The sequence below is a fragment of the Terribium retamae genome, assembly GCF_022347545.1.
Taxonomy (GTDB): Bacteria; Pseudomonadota; Alphaproteobacteria; order Rhizobiales; family Rhizobiaceae; genus Mesorhizobium; species Mesorhizobium retamae.
Genome location: NZ_JAKREW010000031.1, coordinates 19,755 through 35,895, shown reverse-complemented (window position 1 = coordinate 35,895; position 16,141 = coordinate 19,755). Strand labels below are relative to the sequence as shown.

Here is a 16,141-nt window from a genome sequence, read left to right as displayed (position 1 = left end):
GATCAGCCGCCGGCCATCATGGCGGACCACTGCTCGGAAGCAGCCTGGAAGTTCTCGACCCAGAACTTGATGTTCTGCTGATAGCCCTGGCTCTGACGCTCGGGCGTGTTGGTCAGGAAGGCAGCGACCGAATCGTCGACAACCGGCTTCGCCTCGCTGTTGATCGGCGTGTAGGAGGTTTCCTTGGTCAGGATCTCCTGCGCGCTCTTGCCGAGATAGGCGTTGATCAACGCATGCGACGCATCCGGATCCTTGGCGCCGACAGGGATGGTCAGCTGATCCATGACGACGAGCCAGTCCTGCCAGGCCGGCGTGAACTTGGCGCCGTTCTTCACCGCGGTCATTGCGCGGCCGGTCCACATCATGATCATGTCGGCTTCGCCGGCTTCGGCGAGCTGCTGGGATTCCGCGCCCGTCTTCCAGTAGATCGTGTCTCCGCCCAGCTCGCGGACCTTGTCGACCGCTTTCGCGATATCGTCCTTCGTCATCGCCTTCGGATCGCCGCCGGCGGCACGGAAGGCCTGTTCCAGCAAGCCGCCGGTGAAGTCGCCTGAACCATCGATGCCACGCACGCCGGGGAACTTCTCGGTGTCGAAGAAGTCGACCCAGTTCTTGGGCGGGTTGTCCTTGTACTTCTCGGTCTTGTACATCAGCACGACGCCATAGTTCATCGCCGGCACCGAACAGTCGCTGACCTGGCCCTGCGGGATCTTCGACGTGTCGATCTTGCTGAAATCGAGCTTCTGGAACAGCGTCCCGCAATGGACGTAAGGCGGGAAGTCAGCAGTGTCGACGACGTCCCAGGTCACGTTCTTCGATTCGACCTGCGCCTGCACTTTGGCGATCTCGGTCGGACCGTCGCTCAGCAGCTTCACGCCTGATTTGTCCACGAACTCCTTGAGGGCCGCGATCTGTCCGTCCTGGAAGATGCCGCCGAAGGAAGCGAAAGTCAGGGTCTTGCCTTTGAGCGAGCCCTCGGCAACCGCACCGGCTACCGGCTTCTCCTGCGCAAAGGCGCCCGTTGCCATGGCAACGCCCAGCGCCGCCACGGCACCGATCGCTGCTAGTCTTGAGCGTAAGATGGTCATCGTCATTTCTCCCATTGGCTCACGTTCTGTGAAGCGTCGCTGGTCGCGAGCGGTCACCAGCTGACGTATTGGTCGAGTTCCTCGCCTCCCGAGGTTGGTGGCGCGATGATCCACATCACCTCGGCCCGGCCGTTGCCGATGTTCTCGGTGCGATGTGGCGTGGAGGTCGCGTATTCGATGCTGTCGCCTTCTTCGAGCACATGGCGGCTGTCGCCGAGGCTGACTTCGACGACACCCCGGGTCACCACCAGCATCTCGTGGGCGTCGCCATGCGTATAGAGATCAGGGCCGGTCGAGCCGCCGATCTCGAATTCACCGACATAGACTTCCATCTCGGTGGCAGGACGGCGCGACAGCAGCGTCTTGCGGCAGCCATAGCTGGTTGGGATGGCCGGCCGCTGGCTGCGTCGCAGCACGCCTTCTGCGGAAGGCGTTGCCGGTTCCTCGAAAAGCGCTGCAACGGTAACACCGAGCGCTGCCGCGATCTGGTTGAGCGACGCGGTGCTGGCACCGGTCAGCCCCCGTTCGAGCTGGCTGATGAAACTCGCGCTGGTTCCGGTCCTGTCGGCAAGCTGGCGGAGCGAGAGCCGGCGCCGCAGCCTCAAATCCTTGAGGCGCTGGCCGAGTTGAGCCGTTTCAGGCCCGGCTCGTTCAGGCGGATTCTCCATGGAGGCCTGCTCCAGGGAAGATGCGACAATCGTCATGCCATAACTCCACTGAACAGACTGTACAGTGAGACTGCACAACGATCAAGATGGCTGGCCATCGCACGTGAAATGGCCTGGAGGTCGTTGATATGCCTTGCAAAATAGACGCAGCGGAACCGGAAACTCCTCACCCGGCACCGCATTTCTTTCCCCGCAGATGAAGTCTACAATGCGCCTCACCTTTTGAATCGAGGAGACGGCGATGTCGCTCAAAATCCTGGCGACGGTGATTGTTGCGACCCTTCTGGCCGGTTGCCAGACGATGACGCCGGAAGAGCGGCGCGCGGCGGACGAAGCGAAATGCAGTTCCTACGGCTTCAAGAGGAATACCGACGCCTTCGCCGCATGCCTGCAGCGGATCGACCTCGATCGCTCAGCCGAAATGCGCGCCCGCGATGCGGAGTTCGCCCGCTTCACGGCCCGTCCTCCCGTGGTGATCTATCGTCCGGTCGTGGTGAAACAGTAGGCCGGGCCTTCCGCTGCGCCTACCGCGGCTGCGGCGGAATAACGATCATTATAGCTGCGCCGCCGTCCTGCCGGTTGCCTGTTTGCAGCCTGCCGTCATGCGCCTTGGCGATCGCCTCGACGATGGAGAGACCAAGGCCGGTGCCGCCAGTGGCACGAGAGCGCGAGGTCTCGCCGCGCCAGAAGACGTCGAACGATATCGATCGGATTTCTTGGGGCAGGCCGGGCCCGCGATCCAGGAAGCGGACAAAGGCGCTGCCGTCCTTGTCCACGCCGGTCTCACAGCGAAGCACACCGCCCGTCGAGGCATAGCGGCAGGCATTGTGAACAAGCGCCAGCATCGCTTGCCGTAAACGCTCCGGATCGACATTGGTCGGTGCTGTGCAGAGGTCCGTTTCGAGCTGCACGCCGGCTTCGTCGAGCAGCGGCCGGGCCGCGGCGAGGACGGTCCTGGCTTCGACTGCAAGGTCGGTGGGCGATCGAACGGCGATCAGCTTGTGGCCTGCGGCGAGCGATAGCGTTCGCAGGTCTTCGACCAGCCGCGACAACCCCTGTACCTGCATAAGCAGGTCCTGCAAGCCCTGCTCACGAATGGGGAAAACGCCATCGATCATGCCCTGCAGATTGCCCTGCAGGATGGTGAGCGGCGTGCGCAGTTCATGCGCGACCGCCATGGTGTTGAAGCGCAGGCGCTTTTGCATATGATCCAGATCGCTGGCCAACGCGTCGATGGTCTTGCCGAGCCGCTGCACTTCGGATGTCCCGCCACGGAAGTCGCCGAGACCAATTGCGAAATCGCCCTCTCGCAGCGCTTCCGCGGCCGATACCAGTCGTTTCAGCGGACGAGCGATGCGGCGCGCCAGCAAGAAACCGATCGCACTGCAGACAATCGCCGCAAACAGGATATGACCGCCAAAAGTCCAGTTGAGCTCGTTGTCGAGGCTCTTCTCGAACTCCGGCATCAAGAGCATGAGTTTCTGGAAGCTCTCGAAGGGCGGCGTGACGCCAGCCTGGATGTCACGATAGGCCTGGGCCGCATCCGCCGGCAATTCCAGCAACCGCACCTCCGTGACGCGCTTCATGATCCAGAAGAAGCTGAAATAGGCTATGAACATGGTGAGCGAGATCATCGCCGCGATCGTCATGGCCGTGACGGTGGAGAGGGACAGGCGGCGCAATTTCATTTCGGCGCCGCGAAGCGATAGCCGACGCCGCGCACCGCTTGGAAGAAGCCGGGAGCCCCGGCATTCTCGAATTTGCGACGCAGATTGGCGACGTGGGTGTCGACGGTCTTGGCCAGCGCATCGTTCTCCGGCAGGCAAGCATCGAGTATATCGGCGCGCCCGAATGCATGAGTCGGCCGGCGGATCATATAGGCGACGATGCGGAATTCGCTGAGCGTCAGCGCCAGCGGCTGGCGACCGGCGCCGGCATCGACGAAGGCGACATGCGCATCGAGATCGACCTCGACCGGGGCAAACCGCAAAGTCCGGGCGGTTCCGGCGGCGCGGGACCGACGCAGTACCGCGTTGACGCGCGCAACGACTTCCTGCGGGTTGAACGGCTTGACGACGTAGTCGTCTGCGCCCAGCCGCAAACCCGATAGACGGTCGATATCCTCCGCCAATGCCGTCACCATGATGACCGGCGTGTTCGCTTCCTGACGGATGCGCGCCAGAACCTCGAAACCGTCGAGACGGGGTATGTGCACGTCGAGAAGCACGAGATCGGGCGACAGCATGGCATGATGGGACAGGGCGATCTCGCCATTTGCCGCAGTGACGGTGCGAAAATCCTCGCGCACCAGATAGGCCTCGAGAATCTCGGCAATGCGCGGTTCGTCCTCGACGATAAGGATCAACCCCTTGTCCATGCCCCGCCCTTCGTTGGTCTGCACGGCCATATTCCGCAACACGAAACGGTAGGCAATCGCAAATAGCTGTAATTGCTGGGTTCCTTGGCAAGCCTTGGCAGGCTCTCCGCCAAATCTTGATGAAACTCGACGAATGTCCGGATGTCGGCGCGTCGTCACGGTATGGGCCAATGGCGCGCCGGCGCTATCTCGTCGGGGCCATCATGCAAACGCCACCAAAGACCTTCGGACACATCCAGCGTCCGCGTATAATAATCTTATGGATCGTCACCCTGATCCTCATTTGCTTTGCGCTGCTGTTCCAGTCCGCCTGGAAACTCTATCCGCCGGGCGGCGTGGACCTGCAACTGACAATCAGGATCGCCGGCATCGGCCTCATCGGCACGGCGATCCTGGGACGCCTCTGGTGCACGCTCTACATCGGCGGAAAGAAGTCGATGGTGCTGGTTGACGACGGCCCTTATTCGATGTGCCGCAATCCGCTCTATTTGTTCTCGATCATCGGAGCGGCAGGTGTCGGCGCTCAAACGGGAAGTGTGGCTCCGGCAATCATCTGCGCCCTCGTCGTTCATGCCATCCTGCTCAGGACCGCAACGCGCGAAGAACACCTGCTGCGGGTGCATTTCGGCCAGGCTTACGCCGACTATTGCAATCGCGTTCCGGCATTTTGCCTGAACTGCCGGCTATTCATCGACCGGGAGACGGTCGAGATCGCTCCAAAACGACTCTACAGCACTTTGATCGACAGTCTTGTTTTTCTCGCCGCCGTGCCGGCCATGCTGTTGGTCGAATATCTGCAGGACGAAGGCTATCTGCCGGTGTTTTTCAGCCTTTATTAAGCCGAGAGCTGCGCGACGCTCTGGCGTAACCAAAAGTTCTGCTTCCCTCTCGCCAAAATCCCAACCAACGGCTAGAGGGCCGTCGGCTTAACGATCGGCGTGAAGGATTGTCGACCCATGGCGCCGCTTCGGGCACTCGCTCCCAAGAATCTTGTCGTGGCTGGCATCCTTTTGATGCTGGCCGGCGATTTCATGTTCGCGCTCAACGACGCGATGGGCAAATGGCTGGTCGCCAACTTCTCGGTGGGACTGGTGGTCGCCGTCCGTTCGATCGGCGCCTTCATCATCCTGGGTCCGATGATCGCCCGGCAAGGCGTCTCCAAACTCTTCCAGGTCGAGCGACCGGGAACGCAGGTCGTGCGCGCCGTCATGACAACGGTCGATACCGGCCTGTTCTATGCCGCCGTGGTGCATCTGCCGCTGGCCGATGTGATGAGTTTCTACATGGCCGGCCCAATCTACGTGGCAGCACTTTCGCACTTCATGCTCGGCGAGCGCATTCGCTGGCGCCGCTGGGCCGCCATCCTGGTGGGCTTCTGCGGCGTGCTCGTCATCCTCAATCCATCGGCTGCCGCCTTCTCGCTATCGGCCGTCTACGCCTTCATCGGCTCGGTCGCCTTCGCGCTGTCGATCGTCTACAGCCGGCAATTGCGGGGAACGCCCGACACCACGCTGGTGACCTGGCAAACCATTGCCGCTTTGGTGGCGGGCCTCGCCTTCGCGCTTCCCGATTGGCAGACACCGGGTCTCGTCGATATCGGACCCATGCTCCTGCTCGGCATCGTTTCCTGCGCTGCCCATCTGATGATCACGCGTGCGCTGAAACTGGCGCCGGCCTCGACGCTGGCACCGCTCCACTACAGCCTGTTGTTGTGGGCCATCGTGTTCGGCATGGTGTTCTTCGGCGACGTGCCGGGTCCACGCGTCCTCGTCGGCGCCGCCATCGTCGTGCTGGCCGGCCTGTTCATCTTCCACCGGCAGAAGGTGGTCGACACCGTGCCGCCGGAGAACGTGCCTAAGGGCGTGAACTAAGCCTGTCGTGGCTCGCGTCAGCGGACATCTTACGTGGGAATGCTTTGGCACGAATGTGGCGCTGCCCCTCATCGCCCTGCCGGGCACTTCTCCCCGTGAACGGGGAGAAGGAGGCTGGCCGCAACGTAGCGCCTGTTCTGCAACACCGGCGATTGGCGAAACCTTCGATGGGAGCGCTCCTCTCCCTGTTTACGGGGAGAGGATGCCGGCAGGCAGGTGAGGGGCCACGCCGACGGTCGGCATGAGGTCAGCCGATGAAGCCGGCCGCTTTGTGGCTGCCATCGCAGAACGGCTTGTTCTTCGAATGGCCGCAGCGGCACAGGAACACCTTGGTGACACGGTCGACCGTGCGGCCGGTGCCCGACACGATCTCCAGATTGCCTTCGACCTTGAGCGATCCGTTGGGCAAGGGCGTCACCTTGACCGTCCCGTTGCGTGCCTCCAGCGCGACGGACTCCTTCGTCTCCGGTTCTCCGGTCGCGGCAAAGCCGGCCTTGGTGTGGCTGCCGTCGCAGAACGGCTTGTTCGCGGACGCGCCGCAACGGCAGAGCGTTGCCCGCAGCATCGTCTCGCCATTGATGTCCATTTCCGCATTGAAAGCGAGCGGTCCGTTCTCGCGCACCCTGACCAGATTGACCACCGGCGCAGTCTCTTCCGGCCCGCCGTCCTTGCGGCGATAGGTGATCGCGCCAGACGGACAGGAATGGGCGACACCGACAATTGCCTCGACCGCTCCCGCTTCCGGATGGATCCATTCGCCCGGCGCATTGGGCACGAAGACTTCGGGATGGCCGAGCACGCAATTGCGTGAGTGGATGCAGAGCTTGCCGTCGAAACCGACGTCGATGTTTTCACCTTCGACGAATTTCCGCACCATTGGGTAGCTCCTCAGCTTGCCTGAAAGGAGCGTAGAGCAAGCCAGATCGCAGGCGCAAGCGTTTACCTAGGCCTGAGACACGTCGGATCCCTGAACTGTCCATCAGATCAGGTGCTTCGCCCTGTCGTTCAAGCTTTGATGCGGCTCATGCCAGGATCAATGAGCGGTTCCAGATGCAGGCGCGCCGGAACGCCCTGCGTTGCGACGACCAGTTGGTAATCACCGTCGCGCAAGAACGCATCGTCGACGCCGGAAGCGTTGCGCACATAGCCGTAGCCGATGTTGCTGGCCACGGTGTAGCCATAGCCGCCCGACGTGAGATAGCCGACCGGTTCGCCATTGCGCAGGATCGTCTCGCGGCCCAGCAGGACGACCTCCGGATCATCCACCGTGAAGCCGGCAAACCGTTTGACCAGCGGCTGCGCGGAGAGCTTCTCAAGCGCCGACCGACCGACGAAATCCGTTTCCTTCTTCAGTTTCACTGCCCAGCCGAGACCGGCCTCGAACGGCGTGTCATTCGGCGTGATGTCCGAACCCCAGGCACGATAGCCTTTTTCGAGCCGCAGCGACTCCAGGGCGCGATAACCGACCGGCCGGATGTCATGCGCTTTGCCAGCCTCCATCAGGGCATCGAACACCTCGCCGGTGGCAGGGATCGGGACGTGCAGTTCCCAGCCGAGTTCGCCGACATAGGTGACACGCAATGCCCGTACCGTGTGCCCTGCAATCGCGATTTCGCGCGCATGGCCGAATGGGAAAGCGGCGTTGGAGACATCGGCCTCCGTCACCTTCTCCAGCACCGCACGCGCCTGCGGTCCCATCAGCGAGAGCGTGCCGAAGGCTTCGGTCACATCGGCGACGTCGACATCCAGACCTCTACCAATATGATCGCGGATCCAGGCCAGGTCATGGGTGCGGAAGCCGGTGCCGGTGACGATGTAGAACTTGTCGTCGGCCAGTCGCGCCACGGTGAGATCGGCCTCGATGCCGCCGCGCGTGTTGAGGAGTTGCGTATAGGTCAGCCGGCCGACGGGCTTGGCGACATCGTTGGCGCAGATCCAGTCGAGCGCCTTGCCGGCATCGCTGCCGCTCAGTTCGTATTTGGCGAAGGACGACTGGTCGAAGATGCCGGCCTTCTCGCGGACATGGCGATGCTCGTCGCCGACCGCTTCGAACCAGTTCTGCCGGCCCATCGAATAGATGTCTTTCGCCTCGGTTCCAGCCGGAGCGAACCAGTTCGGCCGCTCCCAGCCGAGCTTGGAGCCGAAGACGGCACCGTATTTATGCAGGCGCTGGTAGAGCGGCGAGACAATGCGTGGCCGGCCGCTGTCATATTCCTCATGCGGAAAGCCAATCGTGTAATGTTTGCCATAGGCTTCGAGCGTGCGGTCGCACACCCATTGCCGGTCGCGGTGCAGGTCTGAGAAACGGCGGATGTCGACGACCCAAAGATCGAGCGGCGCCTCGCCGTCGACCACCCATTTCGCCAGTACCCAGCCAGCGCCGCCGCCCGACGCGATGCCGAAGGCGTTGAAACCGGCGCCGACGAACATGTTCGAACATTCGGGCGCTACGCCAAGGATGAAATTGCCGTCCGGCGTGAAGCTTTCGGGGCCATTGATCATCTGCTTGACGCCGACGGTCTCCAGCGCCGGCACGCGCGCGATGGCCTGCGTCATGTGCTGTTCGAAATGGTCGTAGTCGTCGTCGAATAGGCGGAACTCCCATTCGTTCGGCACGTCGCCGCCCGCCAAACCGGTCTCCCAGGCCTGCGGGTTCGGCTCGTAGCCGCCCATGACCAGGCCTCCGACCTCCTCCTTGAAATAGGTGCGGCGATCGGGGTCACGGATGGTGGGTGCGTCGGTGGCGAGACCCGGGATCTTCTCGGTGATGATGTACTGATGCTTGACCGGCTGCAGCGGCACGTTGATGCCGGCCATGGCGCCGACCTGCCTCGCCCACTGGCCAGCGCAATTGACCACCTTCTCGCAGGCGATGTCGCCCTGATCGGTCTTTACCGCGACGATGCGGCCATCCTTGATGTCGAAGCCGGTCACGCGGACCTTTTCGAACAGTTTGGCGCCATGCATGCGGGCACCCTTGGCGAGCGACTGGGTGATGTCGGAAGGGCTTGCCTGACCGTCGGTCGGCAGCCAGCTGGCGCCAACGAGATCGCCGGTCTCCATCAGCGGCCACATCGCCTTCACCTCGGAAGGTGAGAGCAGGTGCATGTCCATGCCGAAGCTGCGGGCCGTGGTCGCCAGCCTTTTGAACTCGGTCCAACGGTCCTGGTTGGTGGCGAGGCGCAGGCAGCCGGTCATCTTCCAGCCGGTGGCGAGCCCGGTCTCGGCCTCGAGCCCCTTGTAGAGCTCGACCGAATATTTGAGCACCCGGGTGATCGAAGCCGATGAGCGCAACTGCCCCACCAGGCCCGCGGCATGCCAGGTCGAGCCGGACGTGATTGCGCCCTGCTCAAGCAGGATCACGTCGGCCTTGTGGTCGCGCGCCAGATGATAGGCGGTGGAGCAGCCAATGATGCCGCCGCCGATGACGACGATCTCCGCGTGACTTGGGAGGGTCATGACAGGATTTTTCCGTATCTGGAGCTGTAGTTTTCGAGCGCCGCGTCGAGGCGGGCGAGGTTCTCGGTGGTGTAAGCGACATAGTCGACGCCGGGTGCATCGAGATGCAGTTCGGAGACCATGCTCCACATCGCCTCGCGCAGCAGTGAAGCGCACTGCATGGCGGCAAAGGAACGACGCACCGCCTCATCCGGCGAATGGCCAAGATAGGCGCCAAGCAACGGCTCGGCTTCCGCGTCCGGCATGCCGGAGTTGGAGGCGATGCCGGCAAGGTCGAACATCGCCGTACCGAAGCCGGCATATTCGAAATCGATCAGCCAAAGCTTGTCGCCGTCGTCGAGAAAATTGGCCGGGAGAAGATCGTTGTGGCCAAACACGATCGGAAGCGGCGCCTGCACGCTTTCCAGCCGGTCCGCCAGCGCGAGATAGAGCGGCAGCACCGGCATCATGCGGCTTTTCCCTGTGCTCAACGTGCGGGCATAGTCGCGGATGACGTGGAAGACCCAGAACATGAAGCCGGGGCCGGAAACATGCGCCGGCATCTGCCGATGGAAGCTCCGCATCAGCGTTGCGATGCGCTCCGCATTGGCGCGCACATCTTCCGCGCAAAAGGTCTTCGCCCCCAGGAATTGCGTGACCATGGCACCGGGCTCGGCATATTCGACCGCGGGTCCGAAGCCGGCTGCTGAAGCGGCACGCGCTGTCATCAGTTCGCGCTCGCGCAACACATGGTGGAACGGATAGTCGCGTCCGAGCCGGACAACATGCTTGCCGGCGGCATCCGTCACCAGGAAGTTCTCGTTGCTTAAGCCACCGGACAAGGGAGCGACATCGACACTTCCCTTCCAGCACGGCAAGCGGCGAATACGGTCCTCGCTCGTCACATCTCCTCCCATCGCCTGGCGAGCCTTCTCTCTGTCGAAGGCCTTTTCACCACGCCCAACCGCATCTCCTTGCGGCAAGGTCGAACGGCGGGTTTGGATTGTCAACGTAATTCTGTGGTTTTTTCTGCTTTTATGACCGTTTCTGTTGTTTTCGATTCATCAAAGCCCTAGAAATCAGTCATCACAATGGCAGGAAGCTTCCGGTGAACCATTCCAAGCGTCACGGCGAAATCCTGCGCCTCCTGAAAGAGGAAGGCACGGTCACAATCGCCGATCTCGCCCAACGGCTCGACGTTTCGCTGGAGACCGTGCGGCGTGATGTGAAGCCGCTGACCGAGGACGGCTCCGTGTTGAAGATGCACGGCGCCATCAGCCTGCCCGGCATCATCGGCGAAGCGCCGTTCGAACGGCGCATGCGCGACAATGCCGATGCCAAGCGCACGATCGCACGGATGGTGGCGGCAACGATCCGCGACGGCGAGTCGATCATGCTGGACTGTGGCACCACCACCAGTTTCCTGGCCCGGGAACTGCTGGGCCATCACCGGCTCACCGTGGTGACCAACTCTTCCGACATCGCCCGCACGCTGGCCACCTCGAACGGCAACCGGGTGTATATGGCCGGCGGCGAGTTGCGCAGCGATTCAGGCGCGGCATTCGGCGTCTCGGCAATCGATTTCGTCGGCCGCTTCAGCGTCGACCACGCCATCATTTCGGCCGGCGCCATCGATGCGGCGGGCGGCGTCATGGACTTCGATCTCGAAGAGGCCGAATTCGCGGCGACCGTGCTGTCACGCGGACAACGTTCCGTCGTCATCACCGACCACAGCAAATTCGGCCGTCAGGGTCTTGTGCGGGTGTGCAGCTTCTCCGGCTTCTCCGAACTCGCCACCGACAAGATGCCGCCGGCCGATATCATAGCTGCCCTGGAGACAGCCGGTACGCGCTTGCACGTGGCAGGCTGAACTGGGGCAAACTTCCGCTTGAGGCGATCCTTATCTTTTCTTGATACCCGGCAGACCTAATCCCAATCGATATTTGACCGGCATCAGGAGCATTTTCCGCACAGTCAGTCAGATGAGCGTGGCTAGGCCACGCTCATCTGACTGACCTTTCGTTTGTTGCAGGTTCTTATCGCAAAACCGCAGAACACTTTTGCGGAACCTGCCTGGAACTGCGGAGAAGCATCGTGCTCGACCTCGCCTACCTTGCCCTTGGCATAGGATCCTTCCTGATTTTCGCGCTCTACGCGCGTGCCCTGACGCGGCTTTGAGGGAGGTGATCCTGATGGAAGCCTTACTCGGCCTCGCCGTTGCCGCAGCCCTTGGCGTCTACCTGCTGGTGACGTTGCTGCGGCCTGAAAAATTCTAAGAACAAAAGAGTTCCGCCATGTCTTTGATCGGATGGCTGCAGATCGGCCTGCTTTTTCTCGTCACTTTTTTGCTGATCAAGCCGCTCGGCTTGTTCATGGCAAAAGTCTTTTCCAATGAACGAACCTTCCTGTCGCCCGTGCTCGGACCCGTCGAGCGCGGTTTCTATGCGCTGGCCGGCGTCGACCCGAAGAAGGAGCAAGGCTGGCTGGCCTATGCGTTTTCGATGATCGCCTTCAGCATTGCAGGCCTGGTCGCGCTCTACGCCATCCAGCGGCTGCAGGCCTACCTGCCCTATAATCCGCAAGGCTTTGCCGGCGTGGCGCCGGACCTTGCCTTCAACACCGCCGCTTCTTTCGTCACCAACACGAACTGGCAGTCCTACGGGGGCGAAACCACGATGAGCCATTTCACCCAGATGGCCGGGCTGACCGTGCAGAACTTCGTTTCGGCGGCCAGCGGCATCGCCATGGCGCTGGCGCTGACCCGCGCCTTCATCCGTTCGAACGCCACCACTGTCGGCAATTTCTGGGTCGACCTGACCCGCTCCACGCTCTACGTGCTTCTGCCGATCGCCATCGTCATCGCGATCGCCTTCGTGGCCATGGGCCTGCCGCAGACGCTCGACGGCTCGGTGACAGCGACCACGCTCGAAGGCGCCAACCAGACCATCGCGCTCGGACCGGTCGCCAGCCAGGAAGCCATCAAGCAGCTCGGCACCAATGGCGGCGGCTTCTTCAACGTCAACGCCGCGCATCCGTTCGAGAACCCGACGGCGCTGTCGAACTACCTCAACATCCTCGCCATGCTGATGGTGACGGCAGCCCTTGCCTACACTTTCGGCCAGATGGTCGGCGACCGTCGCCAGGGCTGGGCTTTCGTCGCCACCATCGCGATCCTGCTGATCGCCGGCGTCGGCGTCATCTACTGGGCTGAGACCCAGGGCAATCCGATCCTGACCGCCCTCGGCCTCGACAATGCGCTCGGCAACATGGAAGGCAAGGAAGTGCGCTTCGGCCAGGCCATGACCGCCGCCTACGCCGCCGTCACCACCGGCATTTCCGATGGCGGCGTCAACGCCATGCACGGCTCGCTGACGGGCCTTGGCGGCCTAATCCCGATGTTCCTGATGCAGCTCGGCGAAGTGCTGCCCGGCGGCGTCGGCTCGGGTCTCTACGGCATGATCGTCTTCGCCATCCTGGCCGTCTTTGTCGCCGGCCTGATGGTCGGCCGTACGCCGGAGTTCCTCGGCAAGAAGATCGAAGGCCGCGAGATGAAATACGCCATGCTGGCGGTGCTCATCCTGCCGCTGTCGATCCTCGGCTTCAGCGCACTGTCGGCCATGCTGCCCTTCGCCGTCTCTTCGATCAGCATGAGCGGCCCGCACGGACTGTCGGAGATCCTCTATGCCTACACGTCGACGACGGCCAACAACGGCTCGGCCTTCGGCGGCCTGACGGCGAACACGCCGTGGTACAACACCACCCTCGGCATCGCCATGCTGCTCGGTCGCTTCGGCTATGTCGTGCCCGTACTGGCCATCGCCGGCTCGCTGGTCGGCAAGACCAAGACGACCGCATCGGCCGGCACCTTCCCGACGCATACACCGCTGTTCGTCGGCCTGCTCGTCGGCATCATCCTCATCCTGGGCGGCCTGCAATATTTCCCGGCCCTCGCCCTCGGCCCCATCGTCGAGCATTTCGCGATGCTGGCCGGCCAGACTTTCTAAGGACATCATCCATGTCGACCGCTCTAAAACACAAGCTCTTCGAACCGACCATCCTGTGGCCCGCCCTCGGGCAGGCCTTTGCCAAGCTGGCGCCGCAGAAGCTGATGCGCAATCCCGTCATCTTCGTCACCGAAGTGGTGGCGGCGCTGGTGACGCTGATGTTCCTGCGAGATCTGGTCATCGCTGGCGGCAAGCCACTGTTCTCCGGCCAGATCGCCGCCTGGCTCTGGTTCACCGTGTTGTTCGCCAACTTCGCGGAAGCGGTTGCCGAAGGGCGCGGCAAGGCGCAGGCTGACAGTCTGCGCCGCACCAAGTCGCAGCTCACCGCCCGCAAACTGATGTCCGCAGACGGCATCGACGTCACCACCATCCCGGCCACCGATCTCAAGGTCGGCGACATGGTGCTGGTCGAGGCCGGCGAACTGATCCCGGGCGACGGCGAGGTGGTGGAAGGCATCGCCTCTGTCAATGAGAGCGCCATCACCGGCGAATCCGCCCCCGTCATCCGCGAATCCGGCGGCGACCGCTCTGCCGTCACCGGCGGCACGCAGGTGCTGTCCGACTGGATCAGGATGCGCATCACCGCCGCACCTGGTTCGTCCTTCGTCGATCGCATGATCGCGCTCATCGAAGGCGCGGAACGCCAGAAGACGCCGAACGAGATCGCGTTGTCGATCCTGCTCTCAGGTCTCACGCTGGTGTTCCTGATCGCGGTGACGACGCTGTGGGGCCTCGCCGGCTATTCGGGTACGGTGCTTTCGGTGACGGTGCTGGCAGCACTCCTGGTGACGCTGATCCCTACGACCATCGGCGGCCTGCTTTCGGCCATCGGCATTGCCGGCATGGACCGCCTGGTGCGCTTCAACGTCATCGCCACTTCCGGCCGCGCGGTGGAAGCGGCCGGCGACGTCGACACGCTGCTGCTCGACAAGACCGGCACCATCACCTTCGGCAACCGCATGGCGACGGAATTCCTGCCGGTGCCGGGTATCCGCGCCGAGGAGCTGGCCGAAGCCGCCATGCTGGCGAGTCTTGGCGACGAGACACCGGAAGGCCGCTCGATCGTGGCGCTGGCCACCGGAGAATACGGTGCTGCCACGCCTGCCAAGCAGCCCGACGCAATCGTATCATTCACAGCCGAGACCAGGCTTTCGGGCGTCGATCTCGGTACGCGCCGCCTGCGCAAGGGGGCGGTCGATTCCATGCTGAAGTTCACCGGACTGGACGAGGCTCGCGTGCCTGCCGCTTTCAGGCAGGCTGTCGAACAGGTCGCCCGCACCGGCGGCACGCCGCTGGCGGTCGCCGAAGGCAACAAACTGCTCGGCGTCATCCATCTGAAGGACGTGGTGAAGCCCGGCATCAAGGAACGTTTCGCGGCGCTGCGCGCCATGGGTATCCGCACCGTCATGGTCACCGGCGACAACCCGGTCACCGCTGCGGCCATCGCCTCCGAGGCCGGCGTCGACGACTATCTGGCGGAAGCAACACCGGAGCAGAAGCTCGGCTACATCCGCAAGGAGCAGGAAGGCGGCCGGCTGATCGCCATGTGCGGCGACGGCACCAACGACGCGCCGGCGCTGGCCCAGGCCGATGTCGGCGTGGCGATGCAGAGCGGCACCCAGGCCGCGCGCGAAGCCGCCAACATGGTCGACCTCGATTCCAGTCCGACCAAGCTCATCGAGATCGTCGAGATCGGCAAGCAGTTGTTGATGACGCGCGGCTCGCTGACGACCTTCTCGATCGCCAACGACGTCGCCAAATATTTCGCCATCATCCCGGCGCTGTTCGTGGCGACCTATCCGGCGCTCGACAACCTGAACGTCATGCGGCTGGCCTCGCCTGAATCGGCGATCCTGTCGGCGGTGATCTTCAACGCTCTGATCATCATCGCGCTGATCCCGCTGGCGCTGAAAGGTGTCGCCTATCGCCCGGTCGGCGCTGCCGCGCTTCTGCGCCGCAATCTCCTTGTCTACGGCCTCGGCGGCCTGATCCTGCCCTTCGCAGGCATCAAACTGGTCGACATCGCCGTTTCGGCTCTTCATCTGGTGTAATCATGACAAGCTATCTTCGTCCCGCCTTCGTGATGATCGTGCTGTTCACGATCCTGCTCGGCATCGCCTATCCGCTCGCCATCACCGGTGTCGGCCAGATCGTCCTGCCGGCGCAGGCAAATGGCAGCCTGATCAAGCAGAACGGAACCGTCATCGGTTCCGAGTTGATCGGACAGAACTTCACCACCGATCGCTATTTCTGGCCGCGCCCCTCGGCGATCGGCAGCACGCCCTACGATGCCGGCAATTCGAGCGGCTCCAATCTCGGCACGACCTCGCAGAAGCTGAGGGACCGTGTCGCGGCCGATATCCAACGCCTGAACGGCGCAGGCATCGCCACTCCGGTGCCCGCCGATGCCGTGACGACGTCCGGTTCCGGCCTCGACCCGCATATCTCGCCCGATTTCGCCCGTGACCAGGTGGCCCGTGTCGCCAAGGCACGCGGCTTGCCGGAGGCGGATGTCGCCAAGCTGGTCGACGAGACGCGGGAAGGCCGGCTGCTCGGCCTGATCGGTGAACCCCGCGTCAACGTGCTGAAACTAAATCTCGCGCTGGATCGGCTAAAGTCCTAAATCTAGAGCATGACCCCGAACCGAAGGGCAGCGAACCAAAAAGTTGCAGACTTTTCGGACAAGGATCATGCG

The 16,141-nt window shown here is 62.8% G+C and carries 15 protein-coding genes; 8 read left to right on the top strand and 7 right to left on the bottom strand.

What is annotated here, in order from left to right; translation table 11 throughout:
• Window positions 1-2: 2 nt before the first annotated feature.
• Together L4923_RS23050 and L4923_RS23045 are read right to left on the bottom strand one after the other, a co-directional pair.
• A complete protein-coding gene (locus tag L4923_RS23050) occupies window positions 3-1,088 on the bottom strand; it encodes an extracellular solute-binding protein (protein ID WP_239369440.1) in 1,086 nt (361 codons plus the stop codon).
• Window positions 1,089-1,141: 53 nt separating this feature from the next.
• On the bottom strand, window positions 1,142-1,756 hold the full coding sequence (locus L4923_RS23045) for a helix-turn-helix domain-containing protein (protein WP_239369476.1): 615 nt from the start codon (window positions 1,754-1,756) through the stop codon (window positions 1,142-1,144).
• Between the two features lie 241 nt (window positions 1,757-1,997).
• Here L4923_RS23045 and L4923_RS23040 point away from each other — a divergent pair, with 241 nt between their 5' ends.
• Window positions 1,998-2,261: a hypothetical protein gene (locus L4923_RS23040; RefSeq protein ID WP_239369439.1), complete on the top strand. Its 264-nt coding sequence runs from the start codon at window positions 1,998-2,000 to the stop codon at window positions 2,259-2,261.
• Between the two features lie 19 nt (window positions 2,262-2,280).
• Here L4923_RS23040 and L4923_RS23035 read toward each other — a convergent pair whose 3' ends face one another.
• Both L4923_RS23035 and L4923_RS23030 read right to left on the bottom strand, forming a co-directional pair.
• A complete protein-coding gene (locus tag L4923_RS23035) occupies window positions 2,281-3,444 on the bottom strand; it encodes an ATP-binding protein (protein WP_239369438.1) in 1,164 nt (387 codons plus the stop codon).
• The gene (locus tag L4923_RS23030) at window positions 3,441-4,133 is read right to left on the bottom strand and encodes a response regulator (RefSeq protein ID WP_239369475.1); all 693 of its coding nucleotides are present in this window, start codon (window positions 4,131-4,133) and stop codon (window positions 3,441-3,443) included. Before L4923_RS23030 ends, L4923_RS23035 begins: the two co-directional genes overlap by 4 nt.
• A gap of 119 nt (window positions 4,134-4,252) precedes the next feature.
• Between L4923_RS23030 and L4923_RS23025 the strand changes: the two genes are divergently transcribed.
• Window positions 4,253-4,972, top strand: coding sequence for a methyltransferase family protein (locus L4923_RS23025; RefSeq protein ID WP_239369437.1), 720 nt, complete (start codon window positions 4,253-4,255; stop codon window positions 4,970-4,972).
• Window positions 4,973-5,089: 117 nt separating this feature from the next.
• Window positions 5,090-6,004: a DMT family transporter gene (locus tag L4923_RS23020; protein WP_239369436.1), complete on the top strand. Its 915-nt coding sequence runs from the start codon at window positions 5,090-5,092 to the stop codon at window positions 6,002-6,004.
• 247 nt (window positions 6,005-6,251) lie between these two features.
• Here L4923_RS23020 and L4923_RS23015 read toward each other — a convergent pair whose 3' ends face one another.
• From L4923_RS23015 to L4923_RS23005, 3 genes are all read right to left on the bottom strand, one after another.
• The gene (locus L4923_RS23015) at window positions 6,252-6,881 is read right to left on the bottom strand and encodes a CDGSH iron-sulfur domain-containing protein (RefSeq protein WP_239369435.1); all 630 of its coding nucleotides are present in this window, start codon (window positions 6,879-6,881) and stop codon (window positions 6,252-6,254) included.
• Window positions 6,882-7,009: 128 nt separating this feature from the next.
• Window positions 7,010-9,463, bottom strand: a complete 2,454-nt coding sequence (locus L4923_RS23010; RefSeq protein ID WP_239369434.1) for a GcvT family protein — start codon at window positions 9,461-9,463, stop codon at window positions 7,010-7,012.
• Window positions 9,460-10,347 (bottom strand): phosphotransferase, encoded by an 888-nt coding sequence (locus L4923_RS23005; RefSeq protein WP_239369474.1) that lies wholly within the window; start codon window positions 10,345-10,347, stop codon window positions 9,460-9,462. The genes L4923_RS23010 and L4923_RS23005 overlap by 4 nt, the downstream gene beginning before the upstream one ends.
• 203 nt (window positions 10,348-10,550) lie before the next feature.
• On the opposite strand from L4923_RS23005, the gene L4923_RS23000 reads away from it, so the two are divergent.
• From L4923_RS23000 to kdpC, 5 genes are all read left to right on the top strand, one after another.
• Window positions 10,551-11,312: a DeoR/GlpR family DNA-binding transcription regulator gene (locus L4923_RS23000; protein WP_239369433.1), complete on the top strand. Its 762-nt coding sequence runs from the start codon at window positions 10,551-10,553 to the stop codon at window positions 11,310-11,312.
• A gap of 313 nt (window positions 11,313-11,625) precedes the next feature.
• Window positions 11,626-11,718, top strand: a complete 93-nt coding sequence (gene kdpF, locus L4923_RS22995; RefSeq protein ID WP_244483472.1) for a K(+)-transporting ATPase subunit F — start codon at window positions 11,626-11,628, stop codon at window positions 11,716-11,718.
• A gap of 18 nt (window positions 11,719-11,736) precedes the next feature.
• Window positions 11,737-13,446, top strand: coding sequence for a potassium-transporting ATPase subunit KdpA (kdpA, locus tag L4923_RS22990; protein WP_239369432.1), 1,710 nt, complete (start codon window positions 11,737-11,739; stop codon window positions 13,444-13,446).
• Between the two features lie 11 nt (window positions 13,447-13,457).
• A complete protein-coding gene (gene kdpB / locus L4923_RS22985) occupies window positions 13,458-15,497 on the top strand; it encodes a potassium-transporting ATPase subunit KdpB (RefSeq protein WP_239369431.1) in 2,040 nt (679 codons plus the stop codon).
• A gap of 2 nt (window positions 15,498-15,499) precedes the next feature.
• Complete coding sequence (gene kdpC, locus L4923_RS22980; protein WP_239369430.1) at window positions 15,500-16,069, top strand: potassium-transporting ATPase subunit KdpC; 570 nt, start codon at window positions 15,500-15,502, stop codon at window positions 16,067-16,069.
• The last annotated feature ends 72 nt before the right edge of the window (window positions 16,070-16,141 follow it).